Origin of the sequence: Dactylosporangium vinaceum, from assembly GCF_019904175.1 — a bacterium.
Classification (GTDB): domain Bacteria; phylum Actinomycetota; class Actinomycetes; order Mycobacteriales; family Micromonosporaceae; genus Dactylosporangium; species Dactylosporangium vinaceum.
This window is the reverse complement of sequence record NZ_CP061913.1, coordinates 11,627,878-11,651,432: the sequence shown is the minus strand read 5'-3', so window position 1 is coordinate 11,651,432 and position 23,555 is coordinate 11,627,878. Positions and strand designations below refer to the sequence as shown.

21 protein-coding genes are annotated in these 23,555 nt (G+C 71.4%); 13 read left to right on the top strand and 8 right to left on the bottom strand.

Going from position 1 to position 23,555, the window contains the following annotated elements:
* The first annotated feature begins 406 nt into the window (after positions 1-406).
* The 4 genes from Dvina_RS52515 (at position 407) to Dvina_RS52500 (ending at position 5,409) form a co-directional block, all read left to right on the top strand.
* Positions 407-2,986, top strand: coding sequence for a sensor histidine kinase (locus Dvina_RS52515; protein ID WP_223099866.1), 2,580 nt, complete (start codon positions 407-409; stop codon positions 2,984-2,986).
* Complete coding sequence (locus Dvina_RS52510) at positions 2,983-3,396, top strand: roadblock/LC7 domain-containing protein (RefSeq protein ID WP_246655886.1); 414 nt, start codon at positions 2,983-2,985, stop codon at positions 3,394-3,396. The genes Dvina_RS52515 and Dvina_RS52510 overlap by 4 nt, the downstream gene beginning before the upstream one ends.
* 16 nt (positions 3,397-3,412) lie before the next feature.
* Positions 3,413-4,381 carry a TAXI family TRAP transporter solute-binding subunit gene (locus tag Dvina_RS52505; protein WP_223099864.1) on the top strand — a complete coding sequence of 323 codons (969 nt, stop codon included), beginning with the start codon at positions 3,413-3,415 and terminating at the stop codon, positions 4,379-4,381.
* A gap of 71 nt (positions 4,382-4,452) precedes the next feature.
* Positions 4,453-5,409 carry a threonine ammonia-lyase gene (locus Dvina_RS52500; RefSeq protein ID WP_223099862.1) on the top strand — a complete coding sequence of 319 codons (957 nt, stop codon included), beginning with the start codon at positions 4,453-4,455 and terminating at the stop codon, positions 5,407-5,409.
* 205 nt (positions 5,410-5,614) lie between these two features.
* Here Dvina_RS52500 and Dvina_RS52495 read toward each other — a convergent pair whose 3' ends face one another.
* Both Dvina_RS52495 and Dvina_RS52490 read right to left on the bottom strand, forming a co-directional pair.
* Entirely contained in the window at positions 5,615-6,868 is a 1,254-nt protein-coding gene (locus tag Dvina_RS52495) for an FAD-binding oxidoreductase (protein ID WP_223099860.1), read from the bottom strand.
* Positions 6,869-7,109: 241 nt separating this feature from the next.
* Positions 7,110-8,105 carry a dienelactone hydrolase family protein gene (locus tag Dvina_RS52490; protein ID WP_223099858.1) on the bottom strand — a complete coding sequence of 332 codons (996 nt, stop codon included), beginning with the start codon at positions 8,103-8,105 and terminating at the stop codon, positions 7,110-7,112.
* A 149-nt stretch (positions 8,106-8,254) separates the two neighbouring features.
* Between Dvina_RS52490 and Dvina_RS52485 the strand changes: the two genes are divergently transcribed.
* The gene (locus tag Dvina_RS52485) at positions 8,255-10,336 is read left to right on the top strand and encodes a S9 family peptidase (RefSeq protein WP_223099856.1); all 2,082 of its coding nucleotides are present in this window, start codon (positions 8,255-8,257) and stop codon (positions 10,334-10,336) included.
* Here the strand turns inward: Dvina_RS52485 and Dvina_RS52480 are convergent.
* From Dvina_RS52480 to Dvina_RS52470, 3 genes are read right to left on the bottom strand one after another with little or no spacing between them, the layout of a single operon-like run.
* On the bottom strand, positions 10,333-11,547 hold the full coding sequence (locus Dvina_RS52480) for a hypothetical protein (protein ID WP_223099854.1): 1,215 nt from the start codon (positions 11,545-11,547) through the stop codon (positions 10,333-10,335). The genes Dvina_RS52485 and Dvina_RS52480 overlap by 4 nt on opposite strands.
* A 1-nt stretch (position 11,548) precedes the next feature.
* Positions 11,549-12,049: a SigE family RNA polymerase sigma factor gene (locus Dvina_RS52475; RefSeq protein WP_223099852.1), complete on the bottom strand. Its 501-nt coding sequence runs from the start codon at positions 12,047-12,049 to the stop codon at positions 11,549-11,551.
* Positions 12,050-12,103: 54 nt separating this feature from the next.
* Positions 12,104-12,604 (bottom strand): GNAT family N-acetyltransferase, encoded by a 501-nt coding sequence (locus tag Dvina_RS52470; protein WP_223099850.1) that lies wholly within the window; start codon positions 12,602-12,604, stop codon positions 12,104-12,106.
* A gap of 59 nt (positions 12,605-12,663) precedes the next feature.
* Here Dvina_RS52470 and Dvina_RS52465 point away from each other — a divergent pair, with 59 nt between their 5' ends.
* The 8 genes from Dvina_RS52465 to Dvina_RS52430 all read left to right on the top strand — a co-directional run bounded on the left by Dvina_RS52465 (position 12,664) and on the right by Dvina_RS52430 (position 19,666).
* Positions 12,664-12,909 (top strand): acyl carrier protein, encoded by a 246-nt coding sequence (locus Dvina_RS52465; protein ID WP_223099848.1) that lies wholly within the window; start codon positions 12,664-12,666, stop codon positions 12,907-12,909.
* On the top strand, positions 12,893-13,633 hold the full coding sequence (locus tag Dvina_RS52460) for an SDR family NAD(P)-dependent oxidoreductase (RefSeq protein ID WP_223099846.1): 741 nt from the start codon (positions 12,893-12,895) through the stop codon (positions 13,631-13,633). The genes Dvina_RS52465 and Dvina_RS52460 overlap by 17 nt, the downstream gene beginning before the upstream one ends.
* Positions 13,630-14,982 (top strand): AMP-binding protein, encoded by a 1,353-nt coding sequence (locus Dvina_RS52455; protein WP_223099844.1) that lies wholly within the window; start codon positions 13,630-13,632, stop codon positions 14,980-14,982. The genes Dvina_RS52460 and Dvina_RS52455 overlap by 4 nt, the downstream gene beginning before the upstream one ends.
* A complete protein-coding gene (locus Dvina_RS52450) occupies positions 14,979-16,028 on the top strand; it encodes a LuxE/PaaK family acyltransferase (RefSeq protein ID WP_223099842.1) in 1,050 nt (349 codons plus the stop codon). Before Dvina_RS52455 ends, Dvina_RS52450 begins: the two co-directional genes overlap by 4 nt.
* A complete protein-coding gene (locus Dvina_RS52445) occupies positions 16,025-17,266 on the top strand; it encodes an acyl-CoA reductase (RefSeq protein WP_223099840.1) in 1,242 nt (413 codons plus the stop codon). The genes Dvina_RS52450 and Dvina_RS52445 overlap by 4 nt, the downstream gene beginning before the upstream one ends.
* A gap of 14 nt (positions 17,267-17,280) precedes the next feature.
* Complete coding sequence (locus Dvina_RS52440; RefSeq protein ID WP_223099838.1) at positions 17,281-18,210, top strand: glycosyltransferase family 2 protein; 930 nt, start codon at positions 17,281-17,283, stop codon at positions 18,208-18,210.
* 195 nt (positions 18,211-18,405) lie between these two features.
* Positions 18,406-19,011, top strand: coding sequence for a hypothetical protein (locus Dvina_RS52435; protein ID WP_223099836.1), 606 nt, complete (start codon positions 18,406-18,408; stop codon positions 19,009-19,011).
* A 10-nt stretch (positions 19,012-19,021) separates the two neighbouring features.
* A complete protein-coding gene (locus Dvina_RS52430; protein ID WP_223099834.1) occupies positions 19,022-19,666 on the top strand; it encodes a trimeric intracellular cation channel family protein in 645 nt (214 codons plus the stop codon).
* Between the two features lie 59 nt (positions 19,667-19,725).
* On the opposite strand, the gene Dvina_RS52425 is transcribed toward Dvina_RS52430, so the two are convergent.
* From Dvina_RS52425 to Dvina_RS52415, 3 genes are read right to left on the bottom strand one after another with little or no spacing between them, the layout of a single operon-like run.
* Positions 19,726-20,127 (bottom strand): GtrA family protein, encoded by a 402-nt coding sequence (locus tag Dvina_RS52425; RefSeq protein ID WP_223099832.1) that lies wholly within the window; start codon positions 20,125-20,127, stop codon positions 19,726-19,728.
* Positions 20,124-21,305 (bottom strand): dTDP-4-amino-4,6-dideoxygalactose transaminase, encoded by a 1,182-nt coding sequence (gene rffA / locus Dvina_RS52420; protein ID WP_223099830.1) that lies wholly within the window; start codon positions 21,303-21,305, stop codon positions 20,124-20,126. Before rffA ends, Dvina_RS52425 begins: the two co-directional genes overlap by 4 nt.
* Before the next feature lie 20 nt (positions 21,306-21,325).
* A complete protein-coding gene (locus tag Dvina_RS52415; protein WP_223099825.1) occupies positions 21,326-23,554 on the bottom strand; it encodes a hypothetical protein in 2,229 nt (742 codons plus the stop codon).
* Between the last annotated feature and the right edge of the window lies 1 nt (position 23,555).

Below are 23,555 nucleotides of genomic sequence, written 5' to 3'. Positions count from 1 at the left end.
GGGCTTTCGTGCTCGTCGGAGCCCTTATCTGGTTCGTTGTGCGACGCCGTAATCACGCTTAGTCATACCGACTCAGACGAACGGCTAAGGACCCTTTAGGGATTCAACCTCTTCCAGTAGCGTGCCTGATCGTGTTCCGTAATGGATCCGACTCCGGCGCTGTGGCGTTGGAGCGCTCTCAGCGGCACGCTCCGTATTGGAGACGCTACTTTTAGGAGGCCAGGCGGTGGCAGGCAGCGGCCCCTCCCGCGCCCCGGTTCCGCGCCACGGCGTCAGCTCCGGCGGCCCGGCTCGCCGTGCGGCGGGCACTGATACGTCAGTCGCCGGGCACCGCCGAGGCGGTGGTCCCCGCGCGAGCCTGCTCCAGTCGGTCCGCGCGCAGCTGCTGGCGCCGATCATCGTCGCGATGGTCGGCCTTTTCGTCCTGGGTGGCATCCAGGTCACCAACGCGGTCAACTCGGCCCGCGACGCCGGCAACGCCCGCACCCTGAGCATCACCGCCACCAGCGCGGTGCTCTTCGTCCACGAGATCGAGCGCGAGCTGGCCGAGACCGCCGCGCTCCGCCAGCGCGGCGGCACGAGCGGCGCCGCCCTCGTCACCGCCCAGCGGTCCCGCACCGACCAGGCCGCGTCCCGGTTCTTCGCCGACGCCGCCAAGGCCGTCGAAGCCGTGCCCGCTCTCGCCGACCGGGTGCGCGTGGCCGGCGAGAACTACGGCCAGCTCGGCTTCACCCGGGCCTCCATCGACAACGGCACCGCCACGATGGTGCTCGTCACCGACGTGATCTACGGCGGCCTCGCCGACGCCCTGCTCACCGTGGCCGACGCCGTCCCCGGCCAGATCGAGGACATCGAGCTGTCCAACGCGGCCCGCGCCCTGGCCTCCAGCGCCTTCATCGAGCACTACGCGGCCGTCGAGCGCGACCTGCTGCGCACCATCTTCAGCCGCGGCAACCTCCAGCCCGGAGACCTCGGCAACCTGGCGCTCATCGAGGGCGCCAAGGGGCAGCGCGAGGCCGAGTTCCGCCGGGTTTCGACGGACCAGCAGCGGCAGCTGTACTCCAACGAGGTGCGCGGCACCGACGTGGACACCGCCGACGGCATGGCCGCCAAGGTACGCGACGTCGAGCGGGACGCGGCCGGGCTCAAGGTCGACGCCGACGCCTGGTTCGTCGCGCAGAGCGGGGTGATCCGCCGGGTCAGCATCGTCTCCGTCGAGATCGCCGACAACCTCGACGTCCGGGCCGACGAGATCGCCGTCAGCGCGTCCCGCCGGGCCTGGGCCACCGGTATCCTCACCGTCCTGCTCGCTCTGGGCGCTCTGGCCATCGCCATCGTCCTGGCCGTGCGCACCGCCCGCCGGCTCAACTCGCTGCGCGGCGCCGCACTCCAGGTCGCCCGGCGCGACCTGCCGGACGCGATCAACGCCGTCTCGGCCGGCTCGTCCTCCCCGGCTCCTTCGCTCATGGAGGGCGGCCGGACCGCGGCCGAGGTCACCCGGGGCATCGCCGCCCTCAACGACGAGGTCGGGCAGGTGGCCGAGGCGTTCAGCACGGTGCACCGCACCGCCCTGCGCCTCGCCGGTGAGCAGGCCGAGCTGCGCGTCGACGTCGGTCGCATGGCCGAGGTGCTGGCCCGGCGCATCCGGACCCTCATCACCCGCCAGCTGCGGCTGCTCGACGAGTTCGAGCGCGACGAGACCGACCCGGACGTGCTGGCCCGGCTCTTCGCCCTCGACCACCTGGCCGCCCGCCTGCGCCGCAACGGGGAGAACCTGCTCGTCCTCTCCGGCGGCGAGCCCGGCCGCCCGCAGACCAAGGCCGTCGGGCTGGGCGCGGTCATCACCGCGGCCGCGTCCGAGATCGAGGACTTCGCCCGCGTCGAGTTCCAGCCGGCCGACCTGGCCATCGCCGGCCCGGTCGTCGGCGACCTCGTGCACCTGCTGGCCGAGCTGCTGGAGAACGCGACGGCCTTCTCCCCGCCGACCGAGGCGGTCACCGTCGACGCCCGGGCCACCACCGACGGCGCCATGATCCGCGTGCACGACCAGGGGATCGGCATCCTCCCGGCCCGGCTGGCAGAGATCAACTCCCGGCTGGCCGTGCCGAGCGTGCTGTCCAGTGCCGCCGCCGGCACGATGGGCCTGCACGTGGTCTCCCACCTCGCGGCCCGCCACGGCATCCGGGTCCAGCTCCACGCCAGCGGCTCGGGGACCGTGGCATACGTGGCCATCCCGCACCGCCTGCTGGACACGGTGAGCGCCCTGCCGATGGGCCGGTCGGCCCCGACCGAGACGATCCCGGCGGTCAAGCCGCCGCCGAGCCGGCCGGTGCAGGTGCCTTCCACCGTCGGTGCCCCGCTCGGCCGCGCGGAGCAGCAGTTCCAGCCGCAGCGGTCCCAGCCGCAGGCGCCGCAGATCCCGCAGCAGCGCCGCCCGGAGCCGGCCCCGGCCCCGGCCCCCACGCCTGTCGCCGCCGGTCCGTCAGCGGGAGGCATGGCGCCGTGGTTCCGTCCGTATCTGAGTGGCAGCTCTGAAGGGCAAGGCAGTTTCCGGGCCGGCGGATCCACCCCGCCGCCGGCCACGAGCAGGGTCCAGCCGGGCGGAAACACCCCGTCGCGCGGCGTGGCCCAGGTGGCCGCCACCCCACCGGCGAACCCGCCGGTCCGGCCGCCGCAGTACAGCGCGCAAACCACCTGGGGATCCCCCGGCACTTGGCCGCCACGCCCGGGGAGCCCGTCCTCCAGTGCCGGAGGTGGCTCGATGTCGTCGGAGCAGGACCAGGATCTTCCTCGCCGTCGTCCCGGCGCCCAGCTGGCGCCGGAAACCACCGCACCACCTGCCGAGAGCCGCAGCGCCGCGGCGGTCGACCCGGATCAGATCCGGTCGCGACTGTCCGCGTTCGCCGAGGGAGTCTCGGCGGCCGCACGACGTAGCACCAGCACCGCAACAGGGCAGAGCAGTACCCCAGGAAACAAGGAATCATGATGTCTCAGCAACCGCACGGCGCCGGACAGCTCGACTGGCTGATGGTGAGCTTCGCGCGCCAGGTGCCCGACGTGGCGCACGCCATCACCGTTTCCGGCGACGGCCTGCGCCTGGCCGCCTCCGCCGATCTCCCGATCGATCAGGCCGACCACCTCGCGGCCGTGATCAGCGGCCTGGCCAGCCTGGTGTTCGGTGCGGCCCGGGTCATGCAGGCCGGGCACGTGCGGCAGACGATCGTCGACATGGACGGCGGCGTCATGATCGTGATGTCCGTCGGTGACCGGGCCCTGCTCGGCGTCCTCGCGGCGCCCGGCTGCGACCTGGGCCAGGTCGGCTACGAGACGGCCATGCTCGTCCACCGCGTGGCCGACGCCCTGGACCCCCTTCCGCGCGACGCCCTGTCCCGCTGAACCCGAGAAGGCCGGCTTGAAGATCAGGAAGTTAGCGCTGGCGCTGGTGGCGGTCCTCGCCGTCACCGGCTGCGCCGGCTCGATCCAGCGCCCGGGCGCCGACCTGTGGCACGGCGGCCGGCTGTTCATCGCCACCGGCAACACGACAGGTGTCTACTACTCCATCGGCGGCGGCCTGGCCGACCTGATCACCAAGCACGTCAAGGGCTACGAGGCCCGGGCCGAGGCCACCGGCGCGTCCGGCGAGAACATCCAGCGGGTCGCGACCGGTGACATGGACGTCGCATTCACCATCGCCGACACCGCGGCCGACGCCTATGCGGGCAAGGGCGCCTTCGACGGCAAACCGCAGAAGGTCGTCGCCCTGGCCCGCATCTACCAGAGCTACGTGCAGCTCGTGGTGCGCAAATCGGCAGGCATCACGAAATTCTCCGACCTGCGCGGCAAGCGGGTGTCCACCGGCTCGCTGGGGTCCGGCGCCGACACCGCGGCCGGGCGCGTGCTGGCCGCCGGCGGGCTCAACCCGGACACCGACGTGATCCGCCAGCGCCTGTCGCTGCCCGAGACGACCAAGGGCATGCAGGCCGGCACCACCGACGCGCTGTTCTTCGTGGGCGGCGTGCCCACGCCGGGCATCAGCGACCTGCTCAACAGCTCACCCAACGCCTACGCCGTGCTGCCGCTCAACTTCCTGGTGCAGCCACTGCAGGCCAAGTATGGGCCCGTCTACGGCAGTGGCAAGATCGCCAAGGACCGGTACAACACGCCGGGCGACGTCGACACGATCACGATCGGCAACTTCATCGTGGTCTCGCCGGACATGCCGGAGCAGCTCGCGCACGACCTGACGAAGGTCCTGTTCGACTACCAGGCGGAGCTGAGCCGGGTGCACCCCGAGGGCGGCAACTTCGACCGCAGCGCGGCCCCGCAGACCGATCCGATACCCCTTCATCCAGGTGCGGCCCGCTACTACACCAGTGGTTAAGGGCGTTACGGATCTCTCATTCGGTCCAAGAGACTAGGGCGATCCGGCCCGGGTGATGTCACGATGGCCCCGTGACCGCCACCCAGCAAAACCTCGTTCACCTGGAGGACATCCGCGACGCCGCCGCGCGGATCTCCGGGCTCGTGGTGCGCACCCCGCTGCTACCCAGCCCCTGGGCCGAGGAGCTGTGGCTCAAACCCGAGAGCCTCCAGCCCATCGGCGCGTTCAAGCTCCGCGGCGCCACCAACGCGCTGCACCGCCTCGACATCGAACACCGCCGCACCGGGGTGGTCACCCACTCCTCCGGCAACCACGGCCAGGCGCTTGCCTATGCGGGCCGGGCGCTCGGCGTGCCGGTCACGGTCGTCATGCCCGACGTCTCCACCCCGTTGAAGATCGAGGCGACCCGCGGCTACGGCGCCGAGGTCATCCTGGTGCCGCAGTCGCAGCGGGAGGTACGGGCCCGGCAGCTGGTCGAGGAGCGCGGGCTGACGCTCATCCCGCCGTACGACCACCCGGACATCATCGCCGGTCAGGGCACCGTGGGCCTGGAGATCTTCGAGGACCTCTCGAGCGTCGACGTCGTCGTGGTGCCGGTCGGCGGCGGTGGCCTCTCCTCGGGCGTCGCGACAGCCGTCAAGTCCCTGGCCCCGCACGTGGCGGTCATCGGCGTGGAGCCGGCCGTGGCCGCCGACGCCGCCGAGAGCCTGGCCGCGGGCATGGTCCGCGTATGGCCCGAGGCCCGCATGCTGAGCACCGTCGCCGACGGCCTGCGCACGCCGCTGTCCGAGCTGACGCTGGCGCACCTGTCGTCATACCTGGACGCGATCGTGACCGTCAGCGAGGAGGAGATCCTCGACACGGTCCGCACGCTGGCCCGCAAGGCCCGGCTGGTCGTCGAGCCGAGCGGCGCCGTTGCCACCGCCGCGGTCCTGCATCGGCGCGATGAACTGCCGGCCGGGCGGACGGTCGCGGTGATCAGTGGCGGCAACATTGCCCCTGAGCTGGCCGCCACCCTCTTCGCCTGACCGATCCGCACGTCCGGCGTTCACGGCGAAAAGTTATCCACAGCCTGTGTGTAGTGCCTGTGTGGATCCGCACAGTCACGCGCAGCGCGCCGAATCGTTGCCGCGGAGTGAGTCCGATATGGGGGATTAACCCCATGGCTACTCCCGCGTGGGTGAGTTATCCACAGCCTGGTATCCACAGGGCTGTGGATAACTCGCCTGCCGGTCAGGGCTCGGGCAGGCGGCCCGGGGCCAGGCGGTCCTCGGGGTCGAGGGTCAGCTTCAGGCGGGCCGTGCTTGAGGGCAGTGGTTCGGGGCCGTGGGTCTCCACCAGTTCGCGCAGGTCGAGCGGGGCGCGTAGCAGCGTGCAGCCCCCGCCGCCCCGGGCCATCAGCACCGTGCGGGCGGCGGTGAGCATGCCGTCCAGGCGGTCGGGGGTGGTGGTGTCGGGCAGCGCCACGTGGGCCACGCCCAGGCCGACCGAGCCCCGGACCGGCACCGGTGCCCCCGCTGCGTCGCGCAGGGCGTAGACGACGGCGAAGAGCTCGGTCGGGCGGCCCCAGATCTTCAGCGCCACGTCGTCGGTGCCGAACGGGTAGCGGCCCCACCAGGCGGGCGGGAGGGGCTCGACTGTCGCGCCGCCGCCCAGGAGCTTGGCGGCGGACTCGGCGCGGTGGGTCACGTAGGCCTCGTCGCCCTCGAACAGCGCGGCCAGCTCGGCCGGGCGGGCGCTGGTGGCGGTGCTGCCGGGCAGGTCGGCCTCGATGGCGGCCGGGTCGAGCGGGGAGGCGACAAGGGCCTCGGTCAGCTGCTGGACCTCGCGCGGGGTCGAGACCGGGCGGATCACCCAGGCCCGGCTCGCCGGGATCGGCTCGATGCGGACCGTGGCCTCGGTGACGACGCCCAGGGTGCCGTAGGAGCCGCAGACCTGGCGGGGCAGGTCGAAGCCGTCCACCGAGCGGGCCAGGCTGCCCTCGTCCAGCGCCACCTGCACCGCCGTCACCAGGTCGCGGGGGGTGCCGAAGCGGTGGCGGAGAGGGCCGGCCTCGTTGGTGGCCAGGACGCCGCCCAGGGTCGCGGCGGGGGAGCCCACGTCGAGCGGGAGGCGGCGGCGCTCCCTCAGCAGCGCGGCGCGCAGGGCCCGCAGTGGGGTGCCGGCGGCGATGGTGGCGGTGTGGCCGGCCGGGTCGAGGGCCAGCACACCGGTCAGGCGGCCCACGTCGAGCAGGACGTCGGCGTGGGTGGGCGGGACACCCCAGTCGAGCTTGGTGCCGGCGCCGGTGGCGAGGACGGAGAGGCCCTCGGTCGCCGTGAAGCGCAGGACTGCGGCCACACCCTCAGCGTCGGCCGGCTCGGCCACCCATCCGACCGGGACGCCGTCGACGGTGTCCGCCGGGCCCGCCTCCCATGCGTGGTCCGGGCCGCACGCCTCGGTCAACGCCTCGATCACCGTCACCGCTGATCCCGCTTCCCTGCTCACCGGCCGGCGCGTAAGCACCCACCGCGGCCACTGTGGACGTGGGGAAGACCGGTCGCTGGGTTTCGCGGCAGCCTGGAAGAGGACGACATGATCCAGGCTTTCCCAATGACACGCTCGAATAGAGTCGAGCCCCGGTCAGGTGCACATGATGCACCAACCGGCACTCGAACGTACGTTCGAAAGCCTATGGCGTCGGCGCTCCGGCCGCAAGCCCTGTCCCCGGCCAGGAGCCGGGTCGCTCCTACGACAGCCGCAGGACCTGCTTCAGGAAGGCCGCCCGATCGGCGGTGGCGGCGGCGAACGACGCGAGGTCGTGCCCCGTCGGGTAGTCCTTGCGCTGCTTCGCGCCCGCGACCGCCGCCACCAGCTCGGCCCGCTCGACCTCGGGCACGATGGTGTCCTGCTGGCCGAACTGGAGCAGCACCGAGCGCTTGCCGGAGGCGGCGACGTAGGGGCCGGCGTCGAAGCGGGACAGCGAGTCGAGGTACGCGTGCCAGTCCGCCGGCACCTTCTGCTTGACCATCCACCGCGAGAACCGCCCGGTCCCGCTCGCGAGCACCGCCCCGGTGATCCGCGACTCGAGCCCGAGCAGGACCGCACCGAGCGCCGCGCCGGAGTGGTGCCCGGCGTAGCCGACCCGGGACCCGTCGGCGTCGCTGCGCCGGATGAGCAGGTCGAACGCCCGGCGCTGGGCGACCACGGCGTTCGCCATGACCTTGGCGTCGGCCACCGGGTCGCCGGTCGGCTTGATCGGCAGGCTGGGCACCATGACGAGCGCCTTCATCTTGGCGATCGCCGTGGCCTCGGCCAGCAGCTTGTCCCGGTCGCCGTCGGGGCCCGTCCCGAGGACGATCGCCGGCATCCGCAGGGTGTCGCCGGGGATGTCGGCGCTGACGACGTACGCCGGGATCTCGTCGTTGCCGCGCGTGTCGGAGTAGGTGATGTCCTCGAGGATGACGCCGTCACCGGTGCGCTTGTCGGTGAGCTGGGCGTTGAGCGTCGAGCCCTTGTCGTAGTTGTAGAGCTTCTTGAGCTCCGCGAGCGCGACGGGCGGCGGGACGTACCCCGAGGGGTCGAACGTCGACGCCGCCTGCGGTTCGGTGCTCGGCGAGGCTGAACCCCCCGCCGCGGACCCACTCCCCGCAGGTGGTGTCGTCGACGACCCCTCGGAGCACGCCTGGACCAGCATTGCTGCCAGCCCGGTCACCCCGATGTGCAACACCCCACGACGCCGCACCGGCATCCCTCCGTGGTCTCGCCCGAACTACGAGACCATGACGGTACCGGCGTCGCTCTCTCTGCATGGACAGACCTCCAAATGACGCGCCTGGTTGCGTCTTTTCGAGAACGGGTAATTTGGGGCCGGGGGAAGTAGAGTTGAGTCGCGTGACGAGCGAGCAGCCACCCGTAGCGAAGCGGGTCCCGCACGACCGGGTCCACCACGGCGACACCGTGGCCGACGAGTACTTCTGGCTCCAGGATCGCGAAGACCCCGACACGGTGGCCTACCTGGAGGCCGAGAACGCCTTCACGACCGCGGCCACGGCGCACCTGGCGTCGCTGCGGGAGACGCTGTTCAACGAGGTCAAGGCCCGCACGAAGGAGACCGACCTCTCGGTCCCGACGCGCAAGGGCGGTTTCTGGTACTACACCCGCACCGAAGAGGGCCGCCAGTACGGCATTCACTGCCGGGTCCGCGCCGCCGACGGGCGCACCGCTCCCCCCGAGATCGGCGACGGCACCCCGCTGCCCGGCGAGGAGATCCTGCTCGACGGCAACGCGCTGGCCGGCGACTCGGACTTCTTCGCGCTCGGCACGTTCGACGTCAGCGTCGACGGCAACCTGCTCGCCTACAGCGCCGACTTCTCCGGCGACGAGCGCTTCACGCTGCGGATCAAGGACCTGCGCACCGGCGAGGACCTCCCGGACGTCATCGAGGACGTGTTCTACGGCTCGGCCTGGGCGGCCGACGGCTCGACGCTCTTCTACACCCGGGTCGACGAAGCCTGGCGGCCGTATCGCGTGCTGCGGCATTCGCTGGGCTCCGGCAGTACTGACGACGCAATCGTCTTTGAAGAGCCCGACGAGCGGTTCTGGGTGAGCATCGAGCTCACGCGATCGGAGCGCTTCCTGCTGATCGACGTGAACAGTAAGGTGACGAGCGAGGTGCTCGTCATCCCGGCCGACGCCCCGCTGACCGAGCCGCGCTCGATCGCGCCGCGGCGCCAGGGCGTCGAATACTCCGTCGAGCACCACGGGCACCGGTTCCTGATCCTGCACAACGACGGTGCCGAGGACTTCGCGCTCTCCTACACGTCGGTGGACACCCCCGGCAGCTGGACGACGCTCATCGAGCACGAGCCGGGCACCCGGCTGCTGCAGGTCGACGCGTTCAGCGGCCACCTGGTCGTCTCGCTGCGCCGCGACGGGCTGACCGGCATCCGGGTGGTGCCGCTGCAGGGCTCGGCGCCCTACGACATCGCCTTCCCCGAGCCGCTGTACTCGGTCGGCCCGGAGGCCAACCTGGAGTACGACACCACGTCCTTCCGCCTGCACTACGTCTCGATGGTGACCCCGGACTCGGTGTACGACTGCAACCTGGACAGCGGCGAGCTGACCCTGCGCAAGCAGAAGCCGGTGCTCGGCGACTTCGACCCTTCCCGCTACGAGCAGCACCGCGAGTGGGCCATCGCCGACGACGGCACCCGGGTGCCGATCTCGATCGTGGCCCGCAAGGACACCCCGCGCGACGGCTCCGCCCCGGCCACCCTCTACGGCTACGGCTCCTACGAGTCCTCGATGGACCCGTGGTTCTCGATCCCGCGCCTCTCCCTGCTCGACCGCGGCGTCATCTTCGCCATCGCCCACATCCGCGGCGGCGGCGAGATGGGCCGGCGCTGGTACGACGAGGGCAAGCTGCTGGCGAAGAAGAACACGTTCACCGACTTCATCGCCTGCGCCCAGCACCTCGTGAAGGCCGGCTGGACCGCTTCGGACCGCCTGGTCGCCCGCGGCGGCTCGGCCGGCGGCCTGCTCATGGGCGCGGTGGCCAACCTGGCCCCCGAGGCGTTCGGCGGCATCGTGGCCCAGGTCCCGTTCGTGGACGCGCTCAACACCATCCTCGACCCGTCACTCCCGCTGACGGTGACGGAATGGGAGGAGTGGGGCAACCCATTGGCCGATCCCGAGGTGTACGCGTACATGAAGTCGTATACGCCCTACGAGAACGTGCGCGCGGTGCAGTACCCGCCGATCCTGGCCGTGACGAGCCTGAACGACACCCGGGTCCTGTTCCACGAGCCCGCGAAGTGGGTGGCTCGCCTCCGGGCCGTCTCCCCGTCGACGAAGGTGCTGCTGAAGACGGAGATGGGCGCCGGGCACGGCGGGCCGAGCGGACGCTATGACGCCTGGCGCGAGGAGGCGTTCGTCTCCGCCTGGCTGCTGGATCAGGTCGGCAAGGCATCCTAGGTGCAGTGGTAGATCTTGGCGCTGGTGGTGGACTGGCCGGTGGCGTGGTTGACCGCGATGGTGCGGCCGTCCTCGCTCACCGTCACCGGTGCATCGCCGGCGCCGAGGACCACGCGCTGATCGCCGGCGAGCAGGACACCCTTGCCGCCGGCCTGGACGCCGGCCACCCAGCCCCGCCCGTTGCCTGCGACGGCCTTGCCCTGCAGGCCGGGGATGACCTCGGCGACGCCGGTGTCGAGATTCCAGCGCACCGGCTGCGGGGACAGGTGCAGCCCGGCGACGCCCGTCGCCCACGGGCCACTGACCTGCCGGGCCAGCGTCAGCGGGCCGGGCTCGGTGCCGGCGTTCGGTGACGTCGACACGCCCGGCGGGATGGCCAGCGGGCGCCCGGTGTTGTCGGGGCCCCAGGCGTAGGGGTACTCCCGCAGGCCGACGGTGACGGCGCCGACCACTGTGCCGTCGTCGGCGATGGCCAGCGCCTCGCCGCCGTAGGCGCCCTCCGGCAGGGGAAGGTCGGCCGGGGCGGCGGCGGTGTCGCGCCACACGATCGGGTGCCCGCCGGGCCCGGTCGACCCCCGGCTCCCGATCACCTGGCCGGCCGCGTTGACGCCGGTGGCGTAGGCCATGACACCCCCGGGCAGCGGCGTCACCTGGTTGCCGCGCAGCGTCCAGGCGGTCACCTGGACGTCGATGTTGCCAAAGCCGACCGCCAGCCCGTCGTTGTTGACCCCGGAGACGTACTGGTCATCGGGTGGGATCGGGGCGGTGAGCTTCGGGACCCGCCACACCCGCGAGTCGCGGCCGTGGATGTACTGGCCATAAATGATCTTGCCGTCGGGCGAGGCCGCGGTCACCGACCAGGTGCTCGCGCCGCTCGGGGCGGGCACGTTCTCGGCGGTGCAGGAGGTGGGCGGGGCCAGCGGCGGCAGGGCGGCCCGCGACGGCCGGGTGCCGGTGGCCGACGCGGACGGGGTGGCCCCGCCCGGCGGCGGGGTGGCGCTGTTGCGGTTCGCGGCCAGGGCGGCCGGGACCGCTATCGCCACCAGCACCGCCAGGCCGACCCCGCCGGCGACCGAGGCCCGCCGGACGGTGCGCACCCGGCGGCCGGCCCGCATCGCCTCCGCGATGTTGACGCGGGGCGGGCGGGGGGAGTCGGCGCTCAGGCCGGCGCGGAACACGTCGCCGGCATTGTTCTCGTTGAGGTCCACCATGTCAGCGCTCCTTGGTCAGGGCGGTCACGGACTGCTCGCCGAGCAGCTTGCGCAGCGCCGTCAGGCCGTGGGCGGTCTGGCTCTTCACCGTGCCGGGCGTGACGCCGAGGATCTCCGCCACCTCGGCGACGGGCAGGTCGTAGAAGAACCGCAGGACGAGCACGGCCTGCTGGCGGCGCGGCACCCGGGCCAGCGCCTGGCGCACCGCCGTGCGCTCCGCGCGATAGTCGTCCGGCGCGGGGCGCTCGGGCGGCTGGGCGAACAGCCGGACCCGCGACCAGGCCAGGCGTCGCTCGTCGACGAACGTGTTGACGAGCATGCTGCGGACGTACCGGTCCGGGTGCTCCACCCGCCGGACCTTCGCCCACTTCACGTAGAGCGTGGTGATCGTCTGTTGCACGAGGTCGTCGGCGCGGTGGGGGTCGCCGGTGAGCGCGTACGCGAGGCGGTGCAGTGCCGGCAGTCGCGCCGTGACGTACTCGACGTAGTCGTCGTCGCCCATCCGCGTCCCTCCGTCCTGAGAAATCGACTCCCCTCAGACGGGTCGGTGCGGTGCTCAGGTTGTACGCGACTTTTCCGTCCAGACCACGAGCTGGTCGGTGCCGTCGATCTGCGTGGTGTAGCGCCGTGAAGGTACCTCGGTGAAGCCGAAGCGTTTGTGCAGTGCGATGACCGGCTTGTTCCAGGCCAGGGTGCGCCCGCCGAACGCCCGCAGGCCCATGTCCTCGAAGGCGTAGGAGACGGCCGCCTTTTCCAGCTCCATCCAGGCCGGAAGGAGCTCGCCCCGGGCCTCCAGACCGTCGACGTCGAGGAAGAAGCCCCATTCCGCGGTACCCGCCGAAGGATCGTGGTCGTTGAACGTCACCACGCCGCAGTCGTTGCCGCGGTAGTTGAAGATCAGCACCCGCCGGGCCGGATCGGACTTGACGTTTGCCCACCACCGGGCGTGGCCCTCCGGCGTGATGAACGCGGTGTGAATGCTGGCGCCGCGGGTTTTCGGGTGGTTGCGCCAGGTGCGAATGATCTCCACGTCGGACTCGCGCGCCTCGCGTAGCACCCCGGGACCTCCTAGGTCGTTGAACCCAGTGTTCGCCCCGTACAACGATAGGACCGCCGATGAGCAACCTCGACCGCCTCCGCGCCGCGTTCCGTACGGCGCTGGGACTGCCGGAGGACCTGGACGTCGACCGGCTGGAGTACCGCGGCATCGAGCAGTGGGACTCCCTGGCCCACCTGCAGCTGGTCGCCGAGATCGAGGACGCGTTCGACGTCATGATCGACACCGACGAGGTGATCGACCTGAGCTCGTTCGACAAGGCCGTCGAGATCCTGGGGAAGCACGACGTTGCGCTCGCCCACTGAGTCCCCGCGGGTCGCGCTCGTCACCGGCTCGTCGCGCGGCATCGGGCGGGCGATCGCGGCCGCCCTCGCCGCCGACGGCTACGAGCTCGTCCTGCACGGCCGCGAGGAGGGCTCCGCGAAGGCCGCCGCCGAGGCCATCCCCGGTGACCACCTGCTGGTCCACGGCGACGTGAGCCGGCCCGAGGACGTGGCCGCCATCGTGCGGGCCGTGTTCGAGCGGCACCGGCGCCTCGACGCGCTCGTCGTCAACGCCGGCGTCCACGAGTCCGGCCTGCTCGGGATGATGAGCGCCGAGGCGGTCGACCGGCTGTTCGCGGTCAACGCGGCCGGCGCCGCGCACACCCTGCAGGCGGCCGTGAAGCTGCTTCGCCGGAGTACGACACCCGCCGTTGTGCTCGTCGCCTCGGTCATGGGCACCTCGGGCGCCGCCGGGCAGGCCGTCTACGGCGCCTCGAAGGCGGCCGTCGCCGGGCTGGCGCGCGCGGCGGCCAAGGAGCTCGGCCCGGCGGGCATCCGGGTCAACGCGGTCGCGCCCGGGTTCGTCGAGACCGACATGCTCGCCACGCTTGACGAGGCCGGCCGGGCCGAGCGGATCGCCGCGACCCCGCTGCGCCGCCTGGGCCGCCCGGAGGAGGTGGCCGACGTTGTCGCGTTCCTGCTCTCGCCGGGGGCCCGGTTCGTCACTGGCCAGGTGATCGGCGTCGACGGCGGGGTTGTTGTATGACCGAGTTACTGCACCCGAACGCCCGGGTCATCGATGCGGCGAGCGGGGAGGTCGTGCGCGACCTGGTCCGGCCCGCCCTGTTCGCCGACGTCCCGCCGGGCGTGGTGTTCCTGCGCATGCCGACGTGCGTCGAGTCGGTGGTCCACTACGTGACAGCGTTCGAGACCGGGCGGCCCGTCGCGCTGCTCGACCCCGGGCTCACCGACGAGACGCTGCTGGAGTTCGTCGAGCGGTTCGAGCCGTCCGCCGTGTTCGGGCCCGTCCCGCAGGAGCTGCCCAAGCGGTATCAGCTGGCGGGCGACGCCTGGGTGCGCGAGACGGCGCCGGAGACCGCGCCGCATCCCGACCTGGCCGTGCTGCTGGCCACCTCCGGCTCGACCGGCGACCCGAAGTTCGTCCGGCTGTCCCGCCGGGCGGTGCTGTCCAACACCGACTCGATAATCGAGGCGCTCGGCATCACCGCCGCCGAGGTGGCGATCAGCACCCTGCCGTTCTACTACAGCTACGGCATGTCGGTGCTCAACACCCATCTCGCCGCCGGGGCCGCGTTCGTCGTCGAGGCCGAAGGACTGCTGGGGCGCGGGTTCTGGCCCGCCGTCGACGAGTTCGGGGTCTCCTCGCTGGCGCTCGTGCCTTCGCAGTACGAGATGCTCGTCCGTCTTCGCTTCGACCCGGCCCGCTATCCGGCGCTGCGCACCCTGACCCAGGCCGGCGGGCGGCTGCGCCCCGAGCTCGTCCGCGACTTCCACGAGCGGATGGCGGCGGTCGGCGGCCGGCTGTTCGTCATGTACGGCCAGACCGAGGCGGCGCCGCGGCTCACCACCCTCCCGGCCGGGCGGCTCGGCGAGAAGCTGGGGTCGGTCGGTCCGGCGGTGCCCGGCGGGCGGCTGAGCATCCGGCTCGCCGACGGCACGGAGACGACCGCGCCCGACGTCTCCGGCGAGGTGCTCTACCGCGGACCCAACGTCATGCTCGGCTACGCCGAGACGGCCGCCGATCTCGCGCACGGCGACGTCGCCGGCGGCCTGCTCGTCACCGGCGACCTGGGCCGACTGGACGGGGACGGGTACCTGTTCCTGGAGGGCCGGATCAAGCGCTTCGCCAAGGTCTTCGGGGTGCGGCTCAACCTGGACGACATCGAGCGGATGCTGCCGGTGCCGGCGGCGGCCGTGTCGTGCGACGACGGCGTCGTGGTCTTCGTCGCGCAGGGCGAGCCGTTCATGTTCCGGCGGTCGCTGGCCGACCGGCTCAAGCTGCACTGGTCGGGGTTCGACGTGCGCTCGATCGAGGCGTTCCCGCTGCTGAGCAACGGCAAGGTCGACTACCGCGCCCTGGAGGCGTTGCGATGACTGTCTTCACGCTGTCGGGCCCCGAGCGCGAGGCCCGGCTGCTGCCCCGGCTCATCGAGCTGACCGAGCGGCACCGGGACCGCAGCCGCGAGTACGCGAACATTCTCGCCGCCACCGGCCACGCGCCCGGCCGCGCCTACCGCGACACCGCAGAGCTGCCGTGGCTGCCGGTCCGGCTGTTCAAGACCCAGACGCTCAAGAGCATCCCCGACGACGAGGTCTTCAAGGTCCTCACCTCCAGCGGCACCACCGGCGACGTGAGCCGCATCTACCTGGACAAGGCGGCGGCGGCCGCGCAGACCCGGATGCTCGGCGAGACCCTCCAGGCCGTCCTCGGCCCGCGCCGGCTGCCGATGCTCGTCGTCGACACGAAGTCGGTCATCAAGGACCGCCGCTCGTTCAGTGCCCGCGGCGCCGGCGTGCTGGGCATGGCGACCTTCGGGCGGGACCACGTCTGGGCCCTCGACGACGACGGGCGGCCCGACGTGGAGGCGGTCCGCGGCTTCCTGGCCGCGTACGGCGACCGGCCCTTCCTGGTCTTCGGCTTCACGTTCATGGTGTGGTCGTACCTCTACGAGCTCGCGAAGCACGCCGCGCTGGACCTGTCCAACGGCATCCTGGTCCACTCGGGCGGCTGGAAGAAGCTCGCCGACCGCCGGGTGGGCAACGCGGAGTTTCGCCGCGCGTTCCGGGCGGACACCGGGCTCACGCGCATCCACAACTTCTACGGCATGGTGGAGCAGATCGGGGTCGTGTACCTCGAGGGCCCGGACGGGGACTCGCTGTACTGCCCCGACTTCGCGGACATCGTGATCCGTGACCCGTCGACGTGGGAGCCCCTGCCACCCGGGCGGCCCGGCCTGGTCGAGGTGCTTTCCACGCTGCCCGAGTCGTACCCCGGGCACGTGCTGCTGACCGAGGACCTGGGCGTCGTCCACGGCGTGGACGACGGGGCCTGGCCGGGGAAGCGGTTCTCGATTCTCGGGCGGCTGCCGCGGGCCGAGGCCCGGGGCTGCAGCGACACGTTTGTGGGGGCCTCGGTATGACGGCGGCATTTCAAGTAAAATTTCCGCATTTTTCGGCATCTGTTGATCTGGACTCCCTGCTCGCCGAGGTGACGGCCGCGCCGCCCGGTGGCCGGCTGGTTGTCGGGGACGAGCGGGTGCGGGACTTCCTGACGGCGTTCTCCCGGCGTCTGCTGCGGCCGGACCTCGCTCGCCGGCATCCGGAGCTGGGCTCCCTCGGCTTCTTCCTGCGCAAGGGGGAGCTGGCCCGGGCCGTGGCCCGGCTCGGCGACGGGGCGGGCGGGCAGCGCCGAGCGCCCCGTGGCCTCGTGCTGCACTTCCCGCCGGCGAACGTGGACACCATCTTCGTGTACAGCTGGGCCCTCTCGGCGCTCGCCGGGAACCACAACGTGGTCCGGATCTCCGGCCGCTCGGCGGGCGCGGCGTCGGCGGTGCTCGACGCGCTCAACGACGTGCTCGCCGACGCCGACCCGGCCATCGCGCAGACGCAGCGGATGGTGACGTACGAGCGCGACGACGCCCTGACCGCCGCCCTCAGCGCCGCCTGTGACCTGCGGGTGCTCTGGGGCGGGGACGCGTCGGTGGCCGCGCTGCGCCGCCACCCGATCCGGCCGCTCGCCCGCGAGCTGGCGTTCCCCGACCGCAGTTCGCTCGCCGCCATCTCGGTCGCGGGCTGGCGCGCGGCCGGTGCGAAGGAGCGCCGGGCCGCGGTGGCCGGGTTCGCCAACGACCTCTTCTGGTTCGACCAGGCCGCCTGCTCGTCGCCGCGAAACCTGTGCTGGGTCGGGGAGGCCGCCGCGGTCGCCGACTGCCGGGCCGAGTTCACGGGCCTGCTGGCCGAGGAGATCTCCCTGCGCGGCTGGGCGGTCGACCCGGCCATGGCTGTCGAGAAGTACGTGGCCACCTACGGCCTGGCCGCCACCGGCGCCGCCACTCGCATCTCGTTCGCCGGCAATGCCCTGGCCGAGGTCGACCTGGCCGGCCTGGGCCGGCTCCAGCGCGGCTGGCTCGGCGCCGGCACCGTCTGCCACGTCGCCGTCGGCTCGCTGGCCGAGCTGGCCCCGGCCATCCAGCGCAAGGACCAGACGCTCGCCCAGTTCGGCTTCACCCGGGCCGAGCTCGACGACTTCGTCACGCTCGTCGCCGGCCGCGGCCTTGACCGCATCGTGCCCCTCGGCCACGCACTGACCTTCGCGGGCGTCTGGGACGGCCTGGACCTGCTGCACGAGTTCACCCGGATCATCACGATCGCTGCGTAGTTTTGGAGTCTCGCGTGTCCGTCTCCGTTGTCGTTCCCTGCTACCGCTCGGCGGGCATCCTGCCCCGCCTGGTGGAGCGGCTCAACGCGGTGCTCCCCGAGATCGACCCGGTCCACGAGATCATTCTGGTCGTCGACAGCACCGACTCCACGTGGGACGCGGCCCGCGCGCTCGCCATCGACAACCCCCACGTCCAGGCGATCCGGATGGCCCGCAACTACGGCCAGCACAACGCCCTGATCGCCGGCATCCGCGCCGCCTCGTGCGAGCGGATCATCACGATGGACGACGACCTGCAGCACCCGCCGGAGGAGCTGCCGAAGCTGGCGGCGGCGCTCACCGACGACCTGGACGTGGTCTACGCGGTCTCGGAGACCGAGGAGCACAGCCCCCTGCGCAACTTCACGTCGTGGGGCGCGAAGAGCCTGGTCATGGGCCGCACCATGGGCATTCCCAACGCCGACGTCCTGGGCGCGCTGCGCATCTTCCGCACCTTCCTGCGGGCCGGCTTCGACCAGGTGAGCGGCCCGCACGTGTCGGTGGACATCGTCCTGTCCTGGACCACGACCCGGGTGGGCTCGGTGGTCGTCCGGATGGACCAGCGCTGCGAGGGCCGCTCCGGGTTCACGTTCAAATCCCTGATGAAGCACGCGATCAACATGATCCTCGGCTACTCCACCAAGCCGCTGCGGCTCGTCACCTACCTGGGCTTCCTGATCGGGGTGTGCGGCGTCCTGCTCACGCTGCGGCTGGTGTGGCTGTACTTCACGGGCGACACGAAGGTGGCCGGCTTCACGACCCTGGCCTCGCTGGTGACCATCTTCTCCTCGGCGCAGATGATCGGGATCGGGGTGCTGGGTGAGTACCTGGGCCGCGTGCACGCCCACGGGATGGGCCGGCCGACGTACGTCGTGCGGGAGCACTTCCTCAAGAGCGAGGGGTAGTTATCCACAGGCTCGGACTGCTGCTTGCGGCTCGCCCCGGCGGCGACGAGGCTGAATTTCGTGATGCGGCAAGGCTTTGCGGTGCTCGTGCTGGCCCTGGTCTCCGGCTCCGCCTGTGCTGCCGCTCCTCGCCCCTTGCCGCCCCCTGACTGCCGACCGGCCGCACGCCCCGCCCGCGTCGGACCGGCTCTGCCCGTGGGCGACGGTCTGACGGCGGCCGAGCTGGGCTTCAGCCGGGTCGACAAGTGGTCGTTCAGCCTCGGCGCGATCGTTGCCAACCCCTCCTCCCGGGCGGCCTACCGCACGACCGTCACGCTGCGCCTGCTCGATGCCGCCGGTCTTGCGGTCCTGGCGCTGCCGGCGCAGACGCTCCCAGTCGTGCTGCCGGGCTCGCGATTACCGGTGGGCGCGTCGATCGACCTGCCGGCCGAGGTGGCGCCGGCGGTCGCCCGCGTGTCCGTCGAGCTGGGCACGACGCACTGGGTGGACAGCGAGCCGGACAACCGGCTGTTCATCCACTACGACACCGTGGCGGAGACCGACCACCCTGACGACCGGGCGCGCAACGCCGAGTTCCGGCTGCCGGCCAACATGGGCTCCGGGCCCTGCCGCGGCCTGTCATCGGGATCGGTGACGCTCGTCTATCGCAACCCGGCGGGCGCGGTGATCGGCGGCGAAACCGTCGCCTACGCCGGCGACTACTGCATGGGAAGCCACTTCGGGGAGGTGGTGAGCGCGGCATATGTCCCCCTGGAGGCGGACCGGGCCAGGACCTTGATCGCCGTGTACTGCGACGCCTGACACTTGTGCGATGTCGAGTCACACCGCGCTTGTCGTCCTGGAGCACGTCGGCATCTTCGTGTTCGCGATTTCGGGGGCGCTGACGGCCATCCAGAAGGGCTTCGACGCCGTCGGCATCCTTGTCCTGGCCGAGGTGACCGCGCTCGGTGGCGGGGTGCTGCGCGACCTCATCATCGGTGACAACCCGCCGGCCGCCTTCCGCCAGACCACATACCTGCTTGTCCCGTTGGGCGCGGCCACTGTCGCGTTCTTCGCCCACCCGGTCGTGGCCCGGCTCAACTTCACCATGCTGCTGTTCGACGCCGCCGGCCTGGGCCTCTTCTGCGTGACGGGCACCCTGAAGGCCCTCGACTTCGGCCTGGGCTCGGTCCAGGCCGCCCTGCTGGGCGTGACGACGGCGGTGGGCGGCGGCCTGCTGCGCGACATCATCGCCCGCGACACGCCCATCCTGATGCAGAAGGACACCGACCTGTACTCGATCCCAGCGATGGTGGGCACCGCCGCACTGGCCGCCGCCGACCGCTTGGAGTTACCGATGGCAGTGGCCGCCCCGGTAGCCGCCGTCTTCGTCTTCACCTTCCGGGTGGCCGCCATGCTCCGCCACTGGACGGCTCCCCAAGCCTGGACCCGCCCCCGCGACCGCCACTCCTCCTGACCCGCCGCTCCTCCGGCCGCGCTCCCGTCGGCCGCCCACGCTGAACGTGAGACGCACGGTCAGCGGCGGAAGGCCCACCACTTGCTGAGCTGGTAGTTGATCAGGGGGGCGGTGACGATGAGGATGGCCTGGGCCGGCAGGACCGGGACGTGGGCCAGCTCGACCAGGAGGGGGAGGCCCACGTAGGTGAAGACCAGGGCCCACAGGCATATCGCGTAGAACTTCAGGAAGCCGGCCACCACCGGGCCCTTGGACTGGAAGACCCAGCGGCGCTGGAGAGGGTACGTCGCGAAAGCGCAGCCCAGGTTGGCCAGCACCGGGATGGCCAGGTAGTGCAGGTGCTCGCGGGTCGTGAGGTAGATGGCGGTGAAGAGGGCGTAGTACACCGCTGAGGAGACGGCGCCGACCGCCACGTAGCGTACGCGGCGGTCGGCCAGGACCCGTTCGACAGCTGTCGTCACTTTGCGCAGGGGACCGTCGGCCTGGAGCGGTGGATCGGGCGGTACGACTCGACAGCGGAGATGACCAGGTCGATGTCGGTGTCGTCCATGCCGGCGTACAGCGGCAGGCGCAGCAGGCGGTCGGCTACGTCCTCGGTGACCGGGCAGCCGGCGGTCCGGCCGTACTTCTGGCCCGCGGGCGCCAGGTGCAGGGGCTGGTAGTGGAAGGTGCCAAGCACGCCGTGCTCGAGCAGATGGGACAGCATCGCCGAGCGGCTCTCCAGGTCCGGCAACAACAGGAAGTACAGATGCGCGGGGTGTGTCCGGTCCTGCGGCACCGTGGGCTGGATGACGCCGTGCTCGACGGCCCACGTGGCCAGGCGGTTGTGGTAGCTGTTCCAGACGTGCTGGCGGCGGCGCTGGATCTCCGGGAAGGCCTCCAGCTGGGCGGTCAGGAATGCGGCGAGCAGGTCCGACGGCAGGTAGGAGCTGCCCAGGTCCATCCAGCGATACTTGTCGACCATGCCGCGGAAGAACTGGCCGCGGTTGGTGCCCTTCTCGCGGATGATCTCGGCGCGGTCGTAGAAGCGGTCGTCGTTGAGGATCAGGGCGCCGCCCTCGCCGCAGTGGACGTTCTTGGTCTCGTGGAAGCTCTGGGTGGCCAGCGCGCCGATCGAGCCCAGGCTGCGGCCGCGGTAGGTGCCGCCCAGGCCGTGCGCGTTGTCCTCGATGACGACCAGGTCATGGCGCCGCGCCAGGGCCATGATGGCGTCCATCTCGACCGCGACGCCGGCGTAGTGGACGACCACTATCGCGCGGGTGCGATCGGTGATGGCCGCCTCGATCAGGCGCTCGTCGATGTTGAGGGTGTCGGGGCGGCAGTCGACGAAGACGGGGACGGCGCCGCGGAGGGCATAGGCGTTGGCGGTGGAGCAGAACGTGAACGACGGGAGGATCACCTCGTCGCCCGGCTCGAGCTCCAGCAGCAGCGCGGTCATGTCGAGGGCGTGCGTGCAGGACGTCGTCAGCAGCGCGTGGCGTGAGCCGATGATCTGGTTCAGCAGCTGGTTGGCGCGCTTGGTGTAGGGGCCGTCGCCGGTCATCGGGCCGTTGGCCATCGCCTGTTGCATGTACCCGGTCTCGGCTCCGGTCAGGAAGCCCTTGTTGAACGGGACGGCGAGTTGCTTCGTGGCTTTCACTGGCGGGCGCCTACCTAACGTCAGGGACGGGGCAGCTCGTACACCACACAGACGCCGGACCGGTAGCGAAACTCCGCAAAATCCGCGAGACGTGGCGAAACGCTGCTCTGCGTTTCATCAACGAACAGCCACCGGACTCGGTAGCGATTGCGAAGAACGTCCACGTTTGCCGGGGTCGGTGCGGCGAAGACGGCGTCGTTGTCGGCCAGCACCGCCGGCTTCCAGTACGGCACCGCGCCGACCCACGTCCCGAGCCGGGCCGCCTCCTCGTGGGCGGTCGTGGCGAAGCCCCAGCCCTCGACGAGCATCCGCCGCTCGGAGTACGCGGTCATCGAGAAGTGCAGGTTGCTGCACTCGCCCTGGAACATCAGGCAGTGCGCGTTGGTGGCGACGAGGTCGTCAGGCGACGAGTGATCGCGCAGCCAGTGCCCGGCCTCGAGGGTGCCCGCGCTGACGTAGCGCGGGCTCCGTACGACGTCGCGGAACCCACTCTGCCGCGACTCCGAGGCGATCAGGAGAAAGTGCTGCACGCTGGTATTCACCCCGAATCCCAGCAGCAACCCAAAAATCATGATATGTCCGAAATATTTGTTGCGGAGCGGCGGATATTTCGAGCCCGCATACTTGCCGATCAGCCAGCAAGAACCGAGAACCAACAGCAGCAAAGCGTAGGGAGCGGCGAGATCGAGGACCGACGCGTGCTTGGGGATGGCATTTCGACCCAGCGTTTGTACTCCCTGAATCGCCACGACCCCGACGACCGCCCACGCGATAAGGGTCCGGCCACCCAGTCGAGCCAGCCCGGCGACGGCGGCGACGCACAGATACGGCCGCGCCGACTCCAGGAAATAGCGCTGGCTGTCGCCGTCCTGGCCCAGTAGCATCGTCGCCGCCGCGCCCGCGATGCCGATGCCGAGCATCACCACGAGCTCGGGTGAGGGGCGGCGCAGCAGCGCGATGCCGGCCCACATCGCGGCCCAGCAGAGCACCGTCAGCAGGGCGAGCACCAGCAGCTTCCACGGCTCCCGGCCCGCGCTGAACCCGGTCGTGACGCCGATCCCGCCCGTGGCGACATCCGTCAGCGGGGCCAGCCGGGTGCCCTGGCTGCTGGCCCCGAACAGCAGCAGCATGCCGGTGAGAAAGGCCACGACCGTCGCGCCCAGGGCGATGAGCGCCACCCGGTGGAGACGGCGGACGACGATGAGCAGGCCCAGTCCGGCGGCGAGCAGCGGCAGGTATGTCGCCTTGCCGCCGGTGACGCCGGCCAGCAGGACCGCGAACAGCGCCCACTGCCGCCGTGAGCCGCGCAGCAGGTCGACGAGCACGAGCATCACCGGCACGAACAACAGCGCGCCGAAGGTCTGGGTCGGGCCGGTCCACGCCGTCTGCCGCAAGTAGGCGCCGTCGTCGAAGCCGGAGAACGCGAGATCGCGGTAGAACGCGTTGAGCTGCCACTGGTACGGGTTCGGGGCGAGCACCAGCAATGTCACGGCGCTCGCGGCGACGCCGGGCCACCAGGCGCCGATGACGCGGCGGCCGAGCAGCGCGACGAGGACCGTGAAGCCCATCAGCATCGGCAGCATGGAAAGGCGCAGCAGCAGGACGTTCGGCTCGATGCCGGTGACCCAGCTCGTCGCCGCCATCTCCGGGTAGACGAACCAGTGGTACAGCAGCGGCTCGCCCTGAATCCACGGGATCGTCATCGGCATGTGGTGCTTCGCCTCGCCCAGCAGCGCGAGGTGGAACGGGCTGTCGGTGTCGGGGGAGGCGTTCGCCGGATACCGCAGCCCGTAGACCCGGAAGAACTTGACGCTCCACACGAGCGTCAGCCCGGCCAGTGCGGTGAGAGCCAACTGCGCCGGCACCGACGGGCGATCCGGATCGGGGGCCGCGCGGAAGTACGACCGCCACCGCGGGACCAGGGCGAACACGGCGACAGTGGCCAGCGGGAACACCAGCACCAGCAGCGGCGCGCCGAGCAGCCGGGCGACGACATAGCAGAAGACCTCGCCGATGTACCCGACCACGAGCCCGGCCGCCAGATCGGCGACGAGCCACTCGCGGCGGCCGCGGCCGAGCCGCCACCAGAGCGTTCCCGGCAGCGTGACGCCGAGCGCGAGATACGTGACGAACAGGGCCGTCGTCGCCGGTGGCACGCGATAGAACCACAGCACCGCGAACACCGTGGCCAGCAGCAGGGCCGGGCCCGCGAACCGAACGGCGACGGCACCCTTGGGCGCCGCCGTCATG

What these genes read in the sequence shown, in the direction of transcription:
- Dvina_RS52515 (WP_223099866.1), top strand. Translation starts at nt 407, where the DNA reads ATGGTCGGCCTTTTCGTCCTGGGTGGCATCCAGGTCACCAACGCGGTC.
- Dvina_RS52510 (WP_246655886.1), top strand. Translation starts at nt 2,983, where the DNA reads ATGATGTCTCAGCAACCGCACGGCGCCGGACAGCTCGACTGGCTGATG.
- Dvina_RS52480 (WP_223099854.1), bottom strand. Translation starts at nt 11,547, where the DNA reads ATGGTGGACCTCAACGAGAACAATGCCGGCGACGTGTTCCGCGCCGGC.
- Dvina_RS52475 (WP_223099852.1), bottom strand. Translation starts at nt 12,049, where the DNA reads ATGGGCGACGACGACTACGTCGAGTACGTCACGGCGCGACTGCCGGCA.
- Dvina_RS52465 (WP_223099848.1), top strand. Translation starts at nt 12,664, where the DNA reads ATGAGCAACCTCGACCGCCTCCGCGCCGCGTTCCGTACGGCGCTGGGA.
- Dvina_RS52455 (WP_223099844.1), top strand. Translation starts at nt 13,630, where the DNA reads ATGACCGAGTTACTGCACCCGAACGCCCGGGTCATCGATGCGGCGAGC.
- Dvina_RS52450 (WP_223099842.1), top strand. Translation starts at nt 14,979, where the DNA reads ATGACTGTCTTCACGCTGTCGGGCCCCGAGCGCGAGGCCCGGCTGCTG.
- Dvina_RS52445 (WP_223099840.1), top strand. Translation starts at nt 16,025, where the DNA reads ATGACGGCGGCATTTCAAGTAAAATTTCCGCATTTTTCGGCATCTGTT.
- Dvina_RS52430 (WP_223099834.1), top strand. Translation starts at nt 19,022, where the DNA reads ATGTCGAGTCACACCGCGCTTGTCGTCCTGGAGCACGTCGGCATCTTC.
- Dvina_RS52415 (WP_223099825.1), bottom strand. Translation starts at nt 23,554, where the DNA reads ATGACGGCGGCGCCCAAGGGTGCCGTCGCCGTTCGGTTCGCGGGCCCG.